The 16862-nt window shown below is 70.0% G+C and carries 13 protein-coding genes; 8 read left to right on the top strand and 5 right to left on the bottom strand.

All coding sequences use genetic code 11. The annotated features are described in order from the left end of the window. Window positions 1-3: 3 nt before the first annotated feature. The 3 genes from COUCH_RS15655 to COUCH_RS15665 form a co-directional block, all read right to left on the bottom strand. Window positions 4-1020 carry a YncE family protein gene (locus tag COUCH_RS15655; protein ID WP_249612809.1) on the bottom strand — a complete coding sequence of 339 codons (1017 nt, stop codon included), beginning with the start codon at window positions 1018-1020 and terminating at the stop codon, window positions 4-6. Between the two features lie 167 nt (window positions 1021-1187). Further along, a complete protein-coding gene (locus COUCH_RS15660) occupies window positions 1188-1790 on the bottom strand; it encodes a polysaccharide deacetylase family protein (RefSeq protein WP_249612810.1) in 603 nt (200 codons plus the stop codon). A gap of 234 nt (window positions 1791-2024) precedes the next feature. Further along, a complete protein-coding gene (locus COUCH_RS15665; RefSeq protein WP_249612811.1) occupies window positions 2025-2711 on the bottom strand; it encodes a response regulator transcription factor in 687 nt (228 codons plus the stop codon). 105 nt (window positions 2712-2816) lie between these two features. On the opposite strand from COUCH_RS15665, the gene COUCH_RS15670 reads away from it, so the two are divergent. The 3 genes from COUCH_RS15670 to COUCH_RS15680 all read left to right on the top strand — a co-directional run bounded on the left by COUCH_RS15670 (window position 2817) and on the right by COUCH_RS15680 (window position 5882). Continuing rightward, window positions 2817-4211 carry a sensor histidine kinase gene (locus COUCH_RS15670; protein WP_249612812.1) on the top strand — a complete coding sequence of 465 codons (1395 nt, stop codon included), beginning with the start codon at window positions 2817-2819 and terminating at the stop codon, window positions 4209-4211. A gap of 35 nt (window positions 4212-4246) precedes the next feature. After that, window positions 4247-4912 (top strand): DedA family protein, encoded by a 666-nt coding sequence (locus COUCH_RS15675; RefSeq protein WP_249612813.1) that lies wholly within the window; start codon window positions 4247-4249, stop codon window positions 4910-4912. 139 nt (window positions 4913-5051) lie between these two features. Next, entirely contained in the window at window positions 5052-5882 is an 831-nt protein-coding gene (locus COUCH_RS15680) for an alkaline phosphatase family protein (protein WP_249612814.1), read from the top strand. Between the two features lie 44 nt (window positions 5883-5926). Here COUCH_RS15680 and COUCH_RS15685 read toward each other — a convergent pair whose 3' ends face one another. After that, window positions 5927-6817 carry a M48 family metalloprotease gene (locus COUCH_RS15685; protein ID WP_249612815.1) on the bottom strand — a complete coding sequence of 297 codons (891 nt, stop codon included), beginning with the start codon at window positions 6815-6817 and terminating at the stop codon, window positions 5927-5929. Then, complete coding sequence (locus COUCH_RS15690; RefSeq protein WP_275980137.1) at window positions 6814-7194, bottom strand: BlaI/MecI/CopY family transcriptional regulator; 381 nt, start codon at window positions 7192-7194, stop codon at window positions 6814-6816. Before COUCH_RS15690 ends, COUCH_RS15685 begins: the two co-directional genes overlap by 4 nt. Before the next feature lie 357 nt (window positions 7195-7551). On the opposite strand from COUCH_RS15690, the gene COUCH_RS15695 reads away from it, so the two are divergent. The 5 genes from COUCH_RS15695 to COUCH_RS15715 all read left to right on the top strand — a co-directional run bounded on the left by COUCH_RS15695 (window position 7552) and on the right by COUCH_RS15715 (window position 16844). Beyond that, window positions 7552-8310 (top strand): ABC transporter permease, encoded by a 759-nt coding sequence (locus COUCH_RS15695; protein WP_249612817.1) that lies wholly within the window; start codon window positions 7552-7554, stop codon window positions 8308-8310. Window positions 8311-8331: 21 nt separating this feature from the next. Next, window positions 8332-8871, top strand: coding sequence for a phosphatase PAP2 family protein (locus COUCH_RS15700; RefSeq protein ID WP_249612818.1), 540 nt, complete (start codon window positions 8332-8334; stop codon window positions 8869-8871). Further along, window positions 8868-9800, top strand: a complete 933-nt coding sequence (locus COUCH_RS15705; protein ID WP_249612819.1) for an alkaline phosphatase family protein — start codon at window positions 8868-8870, stop codon at window positions 9798-9800. Before COUCH_RS15700 ends, COUCH_RS15705 begins: the two co-directional genes overlap by 4 nt. A gap of 46 nt (window positions 9801-9846) precedes the next feature. Further along, a complete protein-coding gene (locus COUCH_RS15710) occupies window positions 9847-11109 on the top strand; it encodes a COG4705 family protein (protein ID WP_249612820.1) in 1263 nt (420 codons plus the stop codon). Between the two features lie 143 nt (window positions 11110-11252). Next, window positions 11253-16844, top strand: coding sequence for a carboxypeptidase regulatory-like domain-containing protein (locus COUCH_RS15715; RefSeq protein WP_249612821.1), 5592 nt, complete (start codon window positions 11253-11255; stop codon window positions 16842-16844). The last annotated feature ends 18 nt before the right edge of the window (window positions 16845-16862 follow it).

The raw sequence follows: 16862 nt of genomic DNA on the forward strand, positions 1-16862 counted from the left end.
GGCTCAGCGCAGGATGCCCGTGTGGCCGAGGGAGTAGCGGCCCGGCTGGGGCCAGACACAGAGCCCGTGTGGCTGGCTGCCGACCCTGATACGGGCGACCAGGTGGCCGTCGCTCGTGCTGATCGCGTACACCTCGCGCTGGTAGCGGCCGGACAGCCACAGCACCCGTCCGTCGGCGGACACGCCGCCCATGTCAGGGCTGGCCCGCCCGGGAATGCGCCAGGTGTGCACGACGCGGCGGGTGGCGAACGACAGGACCGAGATGCTGCCCTCGCCGCGGTTGGTGACGTAGAGGTAGCGGGAGTCCCGGCTGACGTAGAGCCCGTGGGCGCCGGCGCCGGTGGGCAGGAACGTCGGCGTGGTGAACGCGTCGCCGTCGAGCAGCCAGACGCCGCTGGTCTCCATGTCGGCGACGTACCAGATGCGCCCGTCCGGGGAGATCTTGATGTCCTGCGGCATCGGGTGCTCGCCGGGCAGGTGCATCCGGGCCAGGATCCGTTGCCGGGCCGTGTCGATCTTGAGCAGATCGCCGGAGAACTCGCAGGTGACGATGAAGTAGCGGCCATCGGGGGAGAAGTCGGCGTGGTTGACGCCGTCGCAGCCCACGGGCAGCACCTTGCGGACGGCCATGGTGTGCGGGTCGCGGAAGACGATCTGGCGCCTTGTCTCGGCCATGACGATCGCGTACCGGCCGTCCGGGGTGAAGTAGAGGTTGTACGGGTCGTCCACCCGTACCGGCTTGCCGAAGATCCCCGTCCGCGCGTCGATGGGGGTCAGTGAGTTGCCCGCGTTGTTGTTCACCCACAGCGTCCGCAGGTCCCACGACGGCACCACGTGTTGCGGCCCGCGCCCGACCGGTACGGTGCGCAGCACGCGGTGGGTGCCGGGGTCGATGACCGACACCGTGTTGCCGGCGAAGTTGGGCACGTACACCAGCGGGCGGTCGCCGCGCACACGCGGTGACAGCCGGCCGGGCCGGTCCGCGGCGTAGACGTCGTGCGGATCCAGCGGTGGCGGCATGCCGGGCAACAGTGCGGCCGCCGGCCCCGGAGACACGGTCGCAGTGGGCGTACCGGCCGCCGAGGCCCCGAGGCTGGATGGTCTGGCGGAGGACGGTTCGCAGCCGGCGCAGACCGTCCCGGCCAGGGCCATGGCCGTGACGACGCGGAGCGCAGCTCGGTACGGTGTCATGTCATCAGCTCCGAGACGGTGACGGTACGCAGGCCCCGCCGCCGCAACCCGGCCAGCAGCGGCTCCATCGCCTGGACGGTGCCCTCGTGACCCAGATGCAGGCTGACGACGGAGCCCCCGCGCACGGCGCCGAGGGTGGTCTCGATGATCGTTGCGGGCGGCGGGTCGGTGTGGTCGAGCGAGTCGACGTCGTACGACAGACAGGTCGCGTAGCCCGCCTTCGCGGCCTGCGTCCGGATGGTATCGGTGGCGTGGCGGGTCTGAGACGGGCGGAACCACCGTCCGATGGAGCCGGTCGCCGACTCGAGCACCCGGGCGCACGCGCGAATTTCTGCGTACACCTGCGCGGCGGACATCTGCTTCAGGTCGCCGTGGTGCTGAGTGTGGTTGCCCAGCTCGTGACCGTCCGCCAGGATGCGGGCGGCGAGTTGCGGTTGCGCCGCCAGCCAGGTGCCCACCGCCAGCACCGTGACCCGGGCGCCGCCCGCGGCCAGGTGGGTGAGCAGGCGGTCGGCCAGGACGGGATCGCCCTGGCCGTGAAACGTCAGCGCCACCTTCCGGCTGTCCCGGCGCCCGTGGCTGATCTCGACGGCCTGCACGGGTACGTCCGGAGAAGCGTTCGTGGCCTCTGCGGCCGGCCGGGACGCGGAGGGAGCGGCCGCCGGCGGGTGCCGCGCCGGTTCGGTGCACGCGGTAGCGACTGTGCCGGCGGCAAGGGCGGAGATTGCCCGTAGGGCGTCACGACGGTCCACCGGCCGGACCGTACGCCGCCAGAGCTGAGGATTTGCTGAAGCGGCCAGGTGGTCGGCGGACGCCGCTCGTCCTTTCGTCGTTCAGCCGCCCCCGGCGTTGATGCGGTAGCCGGCGCCGCGGACGGTTTCGATCGCCGCGCGGCCGAACGGGTGGTCGATCTTCTTGCGCAGGTAGCCGATGTACACCTCGACGATGTTGGGATCACCGTTGAAATGTGCGTCCCACACGTTCTCGATGATCGCTGACTTGGTCACGGCCTTGCCGCGGTGGCGCATCAGGAACTCCAGCATGGCGAACTCGCGCGGCGTGACGGCGATGGGCGTGTCGTCGCGGCAGACGCGGCGCTCGGCCGGGTCGAGGCTCAGGTCGCCGGCCCGGAGCACCGCCGGGCGTTCGGGAGCGCCGCGGCGGACCAGGGCGCGCAGGCGGGCGATCAGCACGACGAACGAGAACGGTTTGATCAGGTAGTCGTCGGCGCCCAGATCGAGCGCGTCGGCCTGGTCGTACTCGCCGTCCTTGGCCGTGAGCATGAGCACGGGGGTCCAGACGTCGCGGTCGCGCAGTTGTCGGCAGACCTCGTAGCCGCTCAGGCGGGGCAGCATGATGTCGAGGATGAGGGCGTCGTAGGCGCCGTACGGTGTCTCGGTGGCCTGCCATAGCCCTTCGGCGCCGTCGTGGGTGAGGTCGACGGTGAATCCTTCCGGGGTGAGCCCGTCGCGGATCGTCTCCGCGAGGCTCACCTCGTCCTCCACGACGAGTACCCGCACTGTTCTCCTCCAGCGTTTGCCGTCCAGCGTGCCCCGGCAACGCTGAGAAAACCCTGAAACGCGCGTTCAGCGCGTTCTCAGCGCTGCAGGATTAGCGTGACCGGCATGCGCCTTCCCCATTTCATCAGGCGACGGCTGGGTGTACGGCTGCGGTCGGCGCTCGCGGCCGGCCTGGTGGTCGCCGTCGCCTCGGTGCTGGCGGGTGCCGTGTTGCTGATCACCGCCCGCAGCATCCTGCTCGGCAACGTGGACGCGGCTGCGAGCGACCGGGCGACGCAGGTGGCTACGGCGCTGGCGGGAGGTGACTCTTCGGCGCTGAGCGCGGCCCTGCGCCCGTCCGCCCCGGGGCGTACGGTCGTGCAGATCCTGAATCCGGCGGGCCAGGTCGTCGCTGCGTCGAACGCCGTCGCGGCCATACCGCCCATGTCGGCCCTGCGGCCCGCGGCGGGGCAGCGTGCGCGGGAGACGCGCTTCCTCGAGATCAGCCAGGACTCCGCGTTTCGCATCGTGGCCGCCGGTGTGTCCACCGCTCAGGGGGTGCAGACCGTGCTGGTGGCGGAGTCGATGGACACGGCCGACGACGGGACCGAGGCGATCCTGGCAGCTTCGCTGATCGGCATGCCGTTGCTCGCCGTCGTCGTCGGCGCCGCCACGTTCCTGTTCGTCGGGCGCACGCTGCGGCCGGTGGAGGCGATGCGCCGGCAGGCCGCCACGATCACCGCGAAGAACCTGCACACCCGGCTGCCGGTGCCCTCCGCCGACGACGAGATCGCGGCCCTGGCCACGACCATGAACACCATGCTGGACCGCATCGAAGCGGCGTCGGCGGCGCAACGCCGGTTCGTCGCCGACGCCAGCCACGAGTTGCGCAGCCCGCTGGCGACCATCCATGCCAATGCCGACCTGTTGACGGATGCCCAGCTTGCCGAGACGCCGGCCCGGTCGGTGGCGCGCATCCACGCCGAGAGCCTGCGGATGGGGCGGCTGGTCGATGACCTGCTGCTGCTGGCCCGCGTCGATGACCATGGTCTACGGCTGCGCATGACGGAGGTGGACCTCGACGACCTGGTGTACGCCGAGCGGGAGCGGGTAGCGGCGGAGCGTCCGGACCTGCGCGTCGACGGCGTGGTGGAGCCGGCCCGGGTGGCGGGCGACCCGGATCAGTTGCACCGGGCGTTGCGCAACCTGGTGGACAACGCTGTCCGGCACGCCCGGACGAGTCTGGTCATCGGTCTCACCGCCGGCAGCGAGCACGTCGAGGTGCTGGTCGGCAATGACGGCGCGGCCATCGCGGCAGCGGACCGGGAACGGATCTTCGACCGGTTCGTGCGGCTGGACCCCGGCCGCTCGCGGCAGGACGGCGGCGCGGGGCTGGGCCTGCCGATCGCCCGCGACATTGTCGTCGCACACGGCGGAACCGTCGCCGTGGACCCGCTGGACGAGGGAGCCGTGCTCCGGATCCGGCTGCCGGCGCCCGCACCCTTAGCCTACAAGCTGTAGGTTTCCGACGGCTTCTCACGGTTATGGACGTACCTATGCTGGAATCGTCGAGCACCCTCGCGCTCGGGCCGTCATTTCTGGATCCGGAGTGGCTGATCTCCACCTTCGGTCTGATCGGGATTCTCGCCCTGGTGTTCGCCGAGTCCGGGCTGCTGATCGGCTTCTTCCTGCCGGGCGACTCGCTGCTGTTCACCGCCGGCCTGCTCATCTCCGGCGGCACCTACCTGCATCAGCCGTTGTGGCTGATGTGCATGCTGGTGTCGGTGGCCGCGGTCGCGGGGGACCAGGCCGGCTACGCCTTCGGGCGCCGCTTCGGCCCCGCGCTGTTCCGGCGGCCCGACTCGCGGCTGTTCAAGCAGGAGAACCTGTCCAAGGCGCGCGCGTTCTTCGCCAAGTACGGCGCGCGCTCGATCCTGCTCGCCCGCTTCGTCCCGATCGTGCGGACGTTCACGCCGATCGTGGCAGGTGCCGGCCACATGCACTACCGCACATTCCTGATCTACAACGTGGCCGGCGGCACGCTGTGGGGCTGCGGTGTCACAACCCTCGGCTACTTCCTGGGCCGGGTGGCGTTCGTCAGGAACAACATCGAGTTCATTCTGATCGGCATCGTGGCCGTCTCGGTGGTGCCGATCGGGATCGAACTGCTGCGCGCGCGCCGGCGCAACGACCACCCCGATGCGCAGCCCGAACCGCGGTGACCCGGCGCGTCCTCGAGGGATGTCCAGTTTCTCCTACAGAATGTAGGAGAAGTCGGACAGCAAACCCTGGAGAAGAGCTGTGACAAGTACGCGACGACTTGCGATGGCTGCCTGTGTCCTCGGAGTTCTCACTGCGGGCATGGCGGTCGTCGAGGCGGGCGCCGTGGGTCCCGGACCCGTTCCGGCCGCTGCGGCGGCGACGTCCGTCATTCCGCCGATGCCCGACCACATCGTGATCGTCATGCTGGAGAACAAGCGCTACGACGCGGTCGTGGGTCATCCCAAGACACCGTGGGTCTCGTCGCTGGCGCGCACGTCGGCGAACATGCTGCACTTCTACGCCGAGACCCATCCCAGTCAGCCGAACTACCTGGCCCTGTTCTCAGGCTCCCCTCAGGGCGTGAGCGACAACAACTGCCCGCACGAGTTGGGCAGCCGGCCGAACCTTGCTCGGCAGCTGCTCGACGCCCGCCACACCTTCACCGGCTATTCCGAGAACCTGCCCGGCGTCGGGTGGCGCGGCTGCGCGGACAAGGGTTACGTGCGGCGGCACACCCCCTGGGTGAACTTCAGCAACGTGCCCGCGTCGGCGAATCAGCCGTATACGGCCTTCCCGACGAACTACCACAGGTTGCCCACCGTCTCGTTCGTGATCCCGAACCTGTGCCACGACATGCACGACTGCCCGAAGGGGCGGGCCGACTCCTGGCTCAGGAAGCAGTTCGCGCCGTACGTCGCCTGGGCGAGAACCCACAACAGCCTGTTCATCCTCACCTTCGACGAGGACAACAAGACCGACCACAATCACATCCCCACGATCATCGCGGGCGCCGGTGTCCGTCCCGGCCAGTACGGCGCACACCTGAACCATTACGACCTGCTGCGCACTCTGCAGCGCATGTACCGGCTTCCGGTGACGGGCGCGGCGGTGCGGCGCAAGGGACTGCCGGACATCTGGACGTCCGCCTGAGTCCTTCCACGGTCGGACGGGCCGTGTCCGGGCCGCCGGCAGCGTCAGAGCCAGGCGCGTGCCAGGGCCACGAACTCGACGGTGGCCACGATGATGGCTGTCACGCAGCCGGAGCCGAGGAGAACCGGGCCGATCAGCCGGCGGCGGCGCGGTGCGGGAGTGGGCTCGGTGAGAGCCTGCACCCGGTGCACGGCGGCGCTGCCGTGGATGCCGAGCGCGGCGGCGGGTCCGGGGCCGAGCGTGGCCAGGGCCGCCCGGGCCACGGCCTGGGCGGTCAGGTCGCGGTCGCCGACGGCTGCGGCCGCGGCTTCGTCGGCCCATCGCTCGACCAGGTAGGCGACCGTCTCGCGGACCGGGATGAGCAGCGGGTTCAGTGCGGCAGCGGCTGCGGCGACGGCGACGATGCGGTGATGGGCGTGCGCGAGATGCGCCTGCTCGTGGGCGAGGACGACCCGGCGCTCCTCGGCGTCGAGCAGCCGCAGGATGCCGGTGGTGACCAGCAGGTGCCCGTCGCGGCCGGGCAGTCCGGGCACGGCGACCGCGAGCGGCGCGGACCAGTCGGCGACGACCAGGCCCTGGCGCGCTGTCCCGGCCGCGCGTAGCTGTCGATGTGTGGTGCTGCGGCGTCGCACGTCGAGCCACAGCCGTACGCCGCCTGCCAGCATCGCGAGGCCCGCGACGAGCGCGACCGGCCCGGGCACCGGCTCGGGCAGCTCCACGGTCGCATGGTCGTCCAAGGCCGCCAGCGGGGGTAGATCGTCCAGCATGGTCAGCGCCAGCAGGGCCAGCGACCAGGTCGAGGCGGCGGCCGTGATCGCGGCGATCGCGGTCAGAGCCCGGGCGGCAGGGCCCGGTGTGCCGCGCGCGGCGATCCACCGTGCCGAGGCGGCCAGCGTCAGCGCCAGCAGCAGCGGTACGTAGATGGCGACGGTCACGACCGGCGCCGGCGCTCGGCGTCGGCCAGCAGCCGGCGCAGATTCACGGCGTCGGCTTCGTCGAGCGATGCGGCGAAGCGCTGGAGCACGGCTTGACGGTCGGGCCGGCCCTCCAGTGCTGCGCGCATCTGCGACGCGGCCGCGGTGGCGGCGTCCTCGACCGGCCAGTAGAGGTGTCCGCGGCCGGCCCGGCGGCGTTCGACCTGCCCTTTGCCGTACAACCTGATCAGGATCGTCTGCACGGTGTTGTATGCGAGGTCGTCCCCGATCGCCGCCTGGACGTCGGCCGCCGTCATCGGATCGGCGTGCGCCCACAGCGTCGCCATGACCTCGGCCTCGAGAGACCCCGGTCGCCGGCGGCCGTCCTTCGTCGTCACAGTCGCTGCCTCCGCGCCGAGGATATCCCGGCGCCCCGCGCCGCCCGACACAGCGACACCTACAGCAAGTAGGAGATAGGGTCGGTGCTGTGACCGCGCGACGACCCGAGACGCGGAGCGCCTGCCGCGGCCGACCGCGGGTACCGGAAGCGCCACGGCGACCCCTGTGCGACTCATGCCGCGTTCCGCTCGGCAGCTACCTGCGGCTTCCTCGCCACAATGGCCGGGCGGAAGAAGACCGGCAGCACCATCTCGACGCTTCACCGCGCCCCGGTGAGGTCCGCTTCGATGGTGCGAGGGCTGCGCCGCACGGGGCTTGCCCGCACCGAAGTCCCTACCCGATGGGGGAGTTGTCAGGTGGCTCAAGGAGCGCTGACCGTCGGCCCGGTGTACGCCGTCGTGCTCATCGTGCTCGTCCTGCTCGCCGCCCTGGCGACGGCCGCCGGCCGGCTCGAGGCCGGCAGGGCGGTCGTCACGGCATCCGTGCGCGCCGTCCTGCAGCTGGGCATCGTTTCGCTGCTGATTGCCGCCGTCCTGCGCTCGTGGTGGGCGACCGCCGGCTTCATCGGCCTGATGCTGCTGGTCGCGGCGGCGACCTCCGCCCGCCGGGTCAGCACGCTGCGCCGTGGCCGGCTGGTCGTGCTGCCGATCGTCGCCGGGGCTCTGCCGGTCGGTGTCATCGTGGTGGCGGCCGGCCCGGTGCCCCGGACCACGATCGCCGTGCTGCCGATCGCCGGGATCCTCATCGGGGGAGCGATGACCGCCACCTCGCTCGCCGGCCGGCGAGCCCTCGATGAACTGCACAACCGGCACGGTGAGTACGAGGCCGCCTTGGCGCTGGGCTTCCTGCCGCGCGACGCCGCGCTCGAGGTGGTACGCCCGACGGCCGCACGGGCCCTGGTGCCGGCACTGGACCAGACCCGTACCGTCGGTCTCGTCACCCTGCCCGGAGCGTTCGTCGGAGTGCTCCTCGGTGGTGGCTCCGCCGTGCAGGCCGGGGCCACCCAACTCTTGGTCCTCCTTGCCCTGCTGGCCGTCGAGGCGATCGCCGTCGCGGTGACCGTCGAACTGGTCGCCGCCGGCGCGCTCCGCCGGCCTTTCAGCGAATTCTTATGATCGGCCACGCACAGTAGCGCCGTGAACTATCAGCTCTTCGCAGTCATCAACGGCCCCGCCGGGCGATGGGACGGCCTGGACGACGCGATGGAATTCGCCGCCACCTGGCTGATCTACGGCATCTTCGCCGTGTCGGCGGTCCTCGTGGCGATGGCGCTGTACCGCCGCGCGCTGCGCCCGGTCCTCGAACTGGGGGTCGCGCTGTTCTTCGCCTTCGCCGGCGCCACACTGCTGTCGCACCTCAGCGACCAGGTACGCCCGTTCCAGAGCCACCACGTGCACCAGCTGATCGCACACGACCCCGGGGTCTCGCTGCCCAGCGACCACGCAACGGCAGCGTTCGCGCTCGCTTTCGGCGTGTACGCGTTCCTGAGCCACCGGTGGGGCATCGTGCTCGCACTGGCTGCGGTGGCTGTCGGATACTCGCGGGTCTGGGTCGGCGTCCACTACCCCGGCGACATCCTCGCCGCCGCGGTCATCGCCGGCCTGGCCGTCCTCGAGGTCGCCATGTGGAGCCGCTGGAACCGCGCCCGTAACGGCGCCGTTGAAGGAGCCCTGTGAAGAGGCTTTCTCCATTGCTCGCGACCGTGCTGGTCGCATTTCTCGCCGTCGCCGGCTGCCAGGGTCAGGGGGCGGCCGCGCCCGGGACACCGTCCGCCCAGCCACCTGCGGGCGGTTACAGCAAGGTGCTGGTCATCGCGGAAGAGAATCACGAGTACGACCGCATCATCGGCGCGCCGGATGCGCCCTACCTGAACGAGCTGGCACACACCTATGGCACCGCCGGCCACTTCGACGCGGGATACCCGGAGCAGTGCCCGTCGCTGGCCGCGTACATCCTCATGACCAGCGGAAGCACGGCCGGCATCTGCGATGACCAGGCCCCTGAAGCGCACCCGCTGCCCAGCGACAACATCTTTCACCAGGTCGCCGCCAGCGGACGGGAATGGCGTGACTATGCCGAATCGGCTCCGGGTCCTTGCACGCTGGAGAATGGTGCCGACGGGCGCTACCTCGTACGCCACGTACCGGCCACGTACTACCTCGACGAGCGCGGCGACTGCGGCCGCTGGGCCGTACCCATGGGCGAGCCGCAGGCCGGCGCCCTGCACGACGACATCCGCGCCGGCCGGCTGCCGTCGTTCGCGTTCGTCAGCCCGGACGCCTGCCACGACATGCACGGTGCGAACCCTTGCCCGAGCGACCGGGTCGGCAACGGCGACCGCTGGCTCCGGCAATGGCTCCCGTCGATCCTGGCCGGGCCCGACTACCGGGCGGATCGCCTGATCGTCATCGTCACCTGGGACGAGGGCACGAGCGCAGACAACCACATCCCGACCCTGGTCATCTCACCCACGACCAACAACGTGGCGACCGCGGACGCTTTCACGCATTGCTCGACATTGCGCACGACCGAGGACGTGCTCGGCGTGCCGCTGCTCGGCTGCGCCCGGCAGGCACCGTCGATGGTTGCCGCCTTCCACCTGTAGCGGGTTTCCCGCCGTGCTCAGGACGAAAATCCGAGGAGAAAAATCAATGGCGGTTTCCGCCCACGCGGTTGCGCGTACCTGGCTGACCAAGGTCCCGGCCATCACGGCGACATTCTGGGTCATCAAAGTGTTGTCCACCACGATCGGAGAGACATTCGCCGACTTCCTGTCCGTGAATGTCGGGCTGGGCTCGATCGTCACCGACGCGTTGATGCTGGCCGTCCTCGTGGTCGCACTCGCCGTGCAATTGCGCACCACGAAGTACACGCCTTGGATCTACTGGCTGTGCGTCGTACTGGTGAGCATCGTCGGTACCCAGATCACCGACCTGTTCACCGATGACCTGGGCGTCAGCCTGTACGTCAGCACCGCCCTGTTCGCGGTCGTCCTCGCCGTCGTCTTCGCCGTCTGGTACCGCCAGGAAGGCACTCTCGCGATCACGTCCGTCGACACACCGCGACGCGAAGCCTTCTACTGGGCCGCCATCCTCACCACGTTCGCGCTCGGCACCGCAGCCGGTGACCTGGCCACCGAGGCGCTCAGCCTGGGCTTCCGCAACGGTGTGCTGATCTTCGGCGGACTGCTCCTGCTCACCTGGCTCGCCCGCCGGGCAGGCGCCGGCCTGGTACTCACGTTCTGGATCGCGTACGTTCTCACCCGCCCGCTCGGTGCGTCCCTGGGCGACCTGCTGACCCAGGCGAAGGATTTCGGCGGCCTGGATCTGGGCGCCAGCGTGACCAGCATCCTGTTCTTCGCCGTCATCGTGATCCTGGTCGCCCGCGAGCAGGTCCTGGCCAACCGGCACGGTGTCGCCCTCAAGGGTGACGGACCACTCGGGGGACGCCGGCCCGACTACGCGTGGGCGGCTGCCGGCGTCGCAGCGGTCCTGGTGCTGGGCACGGGGCTGAGCCACTTCCACGCGGCGTCCAGCGCCGTCGACGGCGGTGCCGCAACCGCCGCCATGGCCGGCGCAGGCGCCGGCCCGCAGGCCGCATCTGCCGGGCGGCAGGTGCATCCGACCACGGCTCTGGGCGACGTGAGTCGCTTCGCCGCCATCGTCGGGCAGGTCCGGGCCGAGGTCTCCAGGAACGACCTGGCGAGTGCCAAGGTACGCGTCAAGGACCTCGAGGTGGCGTGGGACGACGCGGAGGCCGGGCTGAAGCCGCGCGACCCGGGCAAGTGGCACCAGCTCGACGACGAGATCGACGCCGTCCTCTCCGCCTTGCGCGCCGGCGACCCGCACCAGTCCGACTGTGCCGCCACGCTGGCATCCCTGGCAGACGCCCTCGACACGTTCGACGGAGTGTGACACCTGATCGACCACCCGGTGCGCCGCCGAATCAGGTGGACGGAGCGTGGCCGTCGGCTGTGGACGGCCTGATCAACTTTTAATTGCTAACCGTGAATGTCTTCCCTACGCTGACGCCATCGCACGATCACGGGGGAAACATCATGGTGCGTTCCAGTGTGCTCAGTCGTGTCCGCACGACGTACACCGCAGTCCTTCTTCTCGGTATCTCGGCCGCGGTGTTCGCGCCGGGCGCACCGGCCGGCGCCGAACCAGCGGCACCACCGTCGGAGTCCGCCGCGGCCTCTGACGCCGCGCGGAAGGGCGCCCACCGCGTCGAGGTGGTCGGGGAGCGCACCGAGACCGCCACGCTGTGGGCCAACCCGAACGGCTCCTTCACCCTCGAGTCGAGCCTGCAGCCGATCCGGGTCAAGCGGGGCGGCACGTGGGTGGCCACCGACGCGACGCTGCAGCGCAACGCCGACGGGTCGTTGTCGCCCAGGGCCGCGGTCGCGCCGATGCGGTTCTCCGGTGGCGGTGACCGGGCCTTCGCGTCGATGGGTGCCGACGACAAGCAGATCCGGCTGGGCTGGGGCCAGAAGCTGCCCACTCCGGAGGTGCACGGGTCCGCCGCGGTCTACCGCGAGGTGCTGCCCGGCGTCGACCTGCGGGTCGAGGCGGGCGTCGACGGCTTCACCCACATGCTGGTCGTCAAGAACCGGCGGGCGGCCGCGAACCCCGCGCTGGAGCGGGTCCGGATGGGGTTGTCGTCCAGCGGGCTGCGCACGCGGAAGGCGGCCAAGGGGCCGGGTGTGATCGCCGCGGTCGACGGCCGGGGCGACGTACGGATGCAGGGCACCGCCACGATGTGGGACTCGCGCACCCTTGACGGGAAGCGCGGGGAGATCGAGCCGCGGCAGGCGCCGGTCGAGGTGGAGCTCGGCTCCGGGGCGATGACCATCGTGCCGGACCTGAAGCTGTTGCGCGGCAGGGACACCAAGTTCCCCGTGATGATCGACCCGGTCTGGCAGATCACCGGCGTCGGCCTGAACCACTGGTCCACGGTGGCCAGCAACGCCTCCAGCGCCTTCTACAACCAGGGCCTGCCGTCGAGCTCCAACTCGTACGCCGGTGAGATCAAGGTCGGCAAGTCGCCGGAGGACGGCGGCTTCCTGGTGCGGACGTTCTTCGAGTTCAACACCACCAAGGTGAGGAACAAGGACGTCAGCAAGGCCACCTTCAGCATCAAGCAGACCTGGTCGTCGAGCCACTGCGGGGACAGCACGGCCCGCGTCACGCAGCTGTGGGGCACGAACAACACCGACCAGAACACCACCTGGAACACGGGCTGGAACAAGGACCGGTCCGGCTGGCTGAGCGCGCAGGGCACGTCGAAGTCGCTGAAGTTCTTCAACAGCGGCAAATGCCCGGTGGGGCCGGCCGACTTCGACGCCACCGGCTTCGTGCAGAAGAAGGCGCGCGACGGGGCCTCGGTCGCGACGCTCGGGCTGCGTGCCAAGGACGAGTCGGACACGAAGTCGTGGAAGCGCTACGACAAGAACACCGCTCAGCTGTCCATCACGTACAACTCGTACCCGAACAAGCCCGACCAGATGGCGGTCGACGGCAAGACCTGCAACAACGGAGCCAAGCTCTGGGTACGCACGCGTACGCCGCTGCTGAAGGCCCGCGTCACCGATCCGGACACCGGGCAGCCGATGACCGGGCGCCTCTACTGGTCCCCGTCGAGCGCCGGCGTCAGCAACAGCCGGCTGGTGACCCGCTCCGACCTCGGCAACCCCGGCATCGCCCAGGGCAACACCACGGCGAGCCTGGCCGACGGTGACTACTACCTCCAGGCGCGCTCGAACGACCAGATCGACAATTCGGTGTGGTCGGCGAAGTGCCCCTTCACCGTCGACGCCACCGCCCCGCCGAAACCGACCGGCGTCTCCGCGCCCATGTACAAGGACGCGAACCCGGCCGGCGGGCTCGGTCAGCCGGACCTGTTCACGTTCAACCCGCCCGGCGTGCGGACCGACTTCGACCACTACTGCTACACCGTCGCGGACACCACCGACTCGACGTCGTGCAAGAAGGTGTCGCCGGACGCGAACGGCGTCGGGCAGGCCACGATCTACCCGGCCAAGCAGGGTGTCAACACGCTGCGGGTGTGGAGCGTCGACAAGGCCGGCAACCTCAGCAAGGGCACCGGTGGCACGGATCCCGACTTCTTCCAGTACGAGTTCGGCGTCGGGCCCGGTTCCCTTCCGGCCGCGCACTTCAAGCTCGACGAGGGCACCGGAAGCTCCACGGCCGACGCCTACACGGCGCACCCGGACACCGCGACGATCACCGGCGCCACCTGGGTAGCCGGCCGGGGCAGCGCGGGCAAGGCGCTCAGCTTCAACGGCACCAACCAGTTCGCCGCCACCGCCGGGCCGCTGACCGGCCGCAACGCCACGGACACCGGCAACACGCCCGTACGCACCGACCAGAGTCTGACCGTCGGCGCCTGGGTCAAGCTCACCACGAAGACCACGAACCGGACGGTGGTCAGCCAGGACGGCAGCAAGTCCAGCGCCTTCAGCCTGGAGTACAACCTCTCCTGCGACTGCTGGCGGTTCTCGCTCAACCAGACCGACGTCGCCGCCCCGGCCGTGACCACCGCCGCCGGCCCGGCAGGCGCCGCCCTCAACGTGTGGACCCATCTGCAGGGCGCCTACGACTCGGCGAACCGCACCCTGGCGCTCTACATCAACGGCAAGCTGATCAGATCGGTCGCCGTGCCGGTGGCCATGTGGAACGCCGGGGGCGGGGTGGCGATCGGCCGCGCCAAGCTCAACGGCGCCAACACCGCCTTCTTCGCCGGCCAGATCGACGACGTGAAGGTCTGGAACCGGCTCACCGCCGTGAGCGACGCCAAGGCCCAGTTCTACCCGGTCGCGCCGATCGTCACGACGGCCAGCCCGGACGTCACCGTCGGCACGGCGTTCACCCTGACGCTCAGCTCGGGCGGCGACACCAACGTCAAGAAGTTCAAGTACTACACCAGCATCGCGGACGTGCGGACCGTCAACGCCAACGCGAACGGCACCCCGGTCACGGTCCAGGTCACGCTCACCGACAGCGATGTGGCGTACGTGGGCGCGTTCGCCTACTACGACGACGGCACCACGGCCGGCGCGCAGAGCGACGCCGGACGCTGGGACCTGCGGCCGCACCTGGCGACCGGCGTCAACGGCACGGTCGTCGACGAGGCCACGCTCAAGCCGGTCGCCGGGGCCACGGTCACCCTCCAACCCTCGGGCACGGTCGCGACCACCGACAGCGCGGGCAAGTACGCGTTCACCGGGCTGACGCCAGGCTCGTACCAGATCTCGGCGGTCCTGGGCACCAACCGCTGCGCGCTGTTCGCCGGCTCCGACCTGGAGCTGCCGGAAGGCACGACCGGGGTCGACCTCGCGCTGAAGCCGCAGGGTGACGCGTTCGGCTACACGTGCAGCGTCGCGGCCGCCGCGTTCATCCCCGGCACCACCGCGGTGCCGATGGAGGACTGGCAGAGCCCGGAGATCGAGCTGCCGTTCACCTTCAACTACTACGGCCGTGAGCTCACGGCGATCCGGGTCGACAAGGCCGGCGCCGCCCAGTTCAACCAGCCCAACGAGTACAACGGCGGTTCGCTCGCCGGGCCGAACTCGATCCCGGACCCGCACGACGTCAACGCCATCGTCGCGCCGCTGTGGGGCTACTTCGAGGCCGAGGACTACAACGACCTCATCCACACCGCCGTGGTCGGCGAGGCGCCCAACCGCAAGGTCGTCGTGGAGTGGCGCAACCTCTACCGCAGCCTCGACGACGCCCACACGAAGTTCTCGGTCGAGATGATCATCGGCGAGGACCAGTCCATCACCTTCAACTACCAGAACCTGCCCGCCGACAAGCTGGCCGCGTCCGAGGCCGTGGTGGGCATCGAGAGCCCCGGCGGTCGCAACGGCGTGCAGTTCCAGGACAACCAGCCGGTCGTGGCCAACGGGCAGGCGATCACCTTCCGCTACCCGGAGAACCCGCAGCCGCTCGGCTCGTGGTCGCTGTCCGGCAAGGTCACGGACCGCAACGACGCCCCGTACGCGTTCAACGAGGTCCGCCTCGAGCCGATGGCCACCTCGTACTGGACGGGCCGCGACGGATCGTTCCAGTACACCGATCTCGAGACCGGCGACTACCACCTGCGCAGCAACGGCGACAACGAATGGCGCTGCGGTGACATGGCGCTGGGTGACGTCTTCCTGGACACCGACGCCGTCGTGGACCTGCACCAGAACCGGCAGGTCGACGCGGCCGGTTACCGCTGCAAGGCCGCGCGGGACAGGCCGTTCACCCGGGCGACCACCGCGCTCGCGCTGACCGGCGACAACGCGTACAAGAGCACCGCCCTGCCCTTCGCCTTCCCGTTCTACGGCACCAACTACTCGACCGCCTGGGTGGACACCAACGGCGTGCTGTACTTCGCCGACCCGGGCGCGTCCAAGCCGGTGTCGTCCTCGCTGCCCGACCCGGCCGGCCCCAACAACCTGGTCGCACCGCTGTGGTCCGACCTGCTGGTCGACTCCTCGTCGAGCGTGCGGACCGCCACCATCGGCAAGGCGCCGAACCGGCAGTTCGTGGTCGAGTGGCGTGACGTGCAGCTCTCCTGGAACCCGGGCGACCGGTTCTCGTTCGAGGTCCTGCTCGGCGAGCACGGCGGGGTCTCGTTCAACTACACCGCCGCGCCGGACGTCTCCCTCGGCAGCTCGGACGCCACGATCGGCATCGAGAACCAGGGCGGGACGGCCGGTTACCAGTACTCGTACCAGGACACCGACGTCCGGTCGGGCGACTCGGTCTTCTTCCACCCGCCGGGCGACGAGGGCTGGACGCTGTCCGGCACCGTGCGCAAGCCGGACGGCACGCCCTCGGCGGGCACGACCGTCAAGCTCGGCACGAAGGTGGGCGGACCGTCGACGGTCACGCAGGCCGACGGCCGGTACTCGTTCACCGCTCTGGAGAGCGACGACTACGACATCTACGTCAGCGAGGAGTCCCGCTGCGGCGACATCGCCTCGGCGCTCAACGTGCACGTCGAGTGGTCCGACACCCGTGACTTCACCGTCGCGCGGAAGAAGGACGGCTACGGCTACGCCTGCACGGTGCAGAAGGACACCCCGTTCGTGCGCGGCACCCAGCAGATCACCATGACCGACGACTACTTCCAGAAGCTGGACCTGCCGTTCGCGTTCAACCTGTACGGCACCAGCCGCACGTCGGTCTGGTACGACCCGTACGGCACGGTCTACGGCGTCCTGCCCTCGCTGCGGGATCCCGACGACCCCGACTACTGGTGGTTCCACAAGTCGGCGACGATCCCGACCGCGGACCAGATGAACACGCTCATCGTGCCGTTCGGCCGCGACTTCTGGCTCGACGGTGACGCGTCGATGTGGACCAGCGTGCTGGGCGAACCCGGTCAGCGGCAGTTCGTGATCGAGTGGCGCAACGTGCGCTTCACGCCCACCGGCCCGCAGCTGTCCGTCGAGGTGATCCTCAACGAGGACGGCTCGATGCTGTTCAACTACGACAACATCACCGCGGCCCTCGTCAACAACGGCGGCGGCGCGGCCGGCGTCGAGAACCCGGACGGGACCGACGGTCTCTCGATCTCCCAGTACGACGACACCCTGCGCGACCACGAGGCCATCCTCATCCGCCGCTCCTGACCCACTTTCACGAACCGG

The organism is Couchioplanes caeruleus, from assembly GCF_023499255.1.
In the GTDB taxonomy this organism is placed as follows: Bacteria; Actinomycetota; Actinomycetes; order Mycobacteriales; family Micromonosporaceae; genus Actinoplanes; species Actinoplanes caeruleus_A.

Coding starts and splice junctions, on each gene's coding strand:
- COUCH_RS15675 (WP_249612813.1), top strand. CDS start 4,247: ATGCTGGAATCGTCGAGCACCCTCGCGCTCGGGCCGTCATTTCTGGAT.
- COUCH_RS15715 (WP_249612821.1), top strand. CDS start 11,253: ATGGTGCGTTCCAGTGTGCTCAGTCGTGTCCGCACGACGTACACCGCA.
- COUCH_RS15655 (WP_249612809.1), bottom strand. CDS start 1,020: ATGCCGCCACCGCTGGATCCGCACGACGTCTACGCCGCGGACCGGCCC.
- COUCH_RS15680 (WP_249612814.1), top strand. CDS start 5,052: ATGGCGGTCGTCGAGGCGGGCGCCGTGGGTCCCGGACCCGTTCCGGCC.
- COUCH_RS15710 (WP_249612820.1), top strand. CDS start 9,847: ATGGCGGTTTCCGCCCACGCGGTTGCGCGTACCTGGCTGACCAAGGTC.
- COUCH_RS15670 (WP_249612812.1), top strand. CDS start 2,817: ATGCGCCTTCCCCATTTCATCAGGCGACGGCTGGGTGTACGGCTGCGG.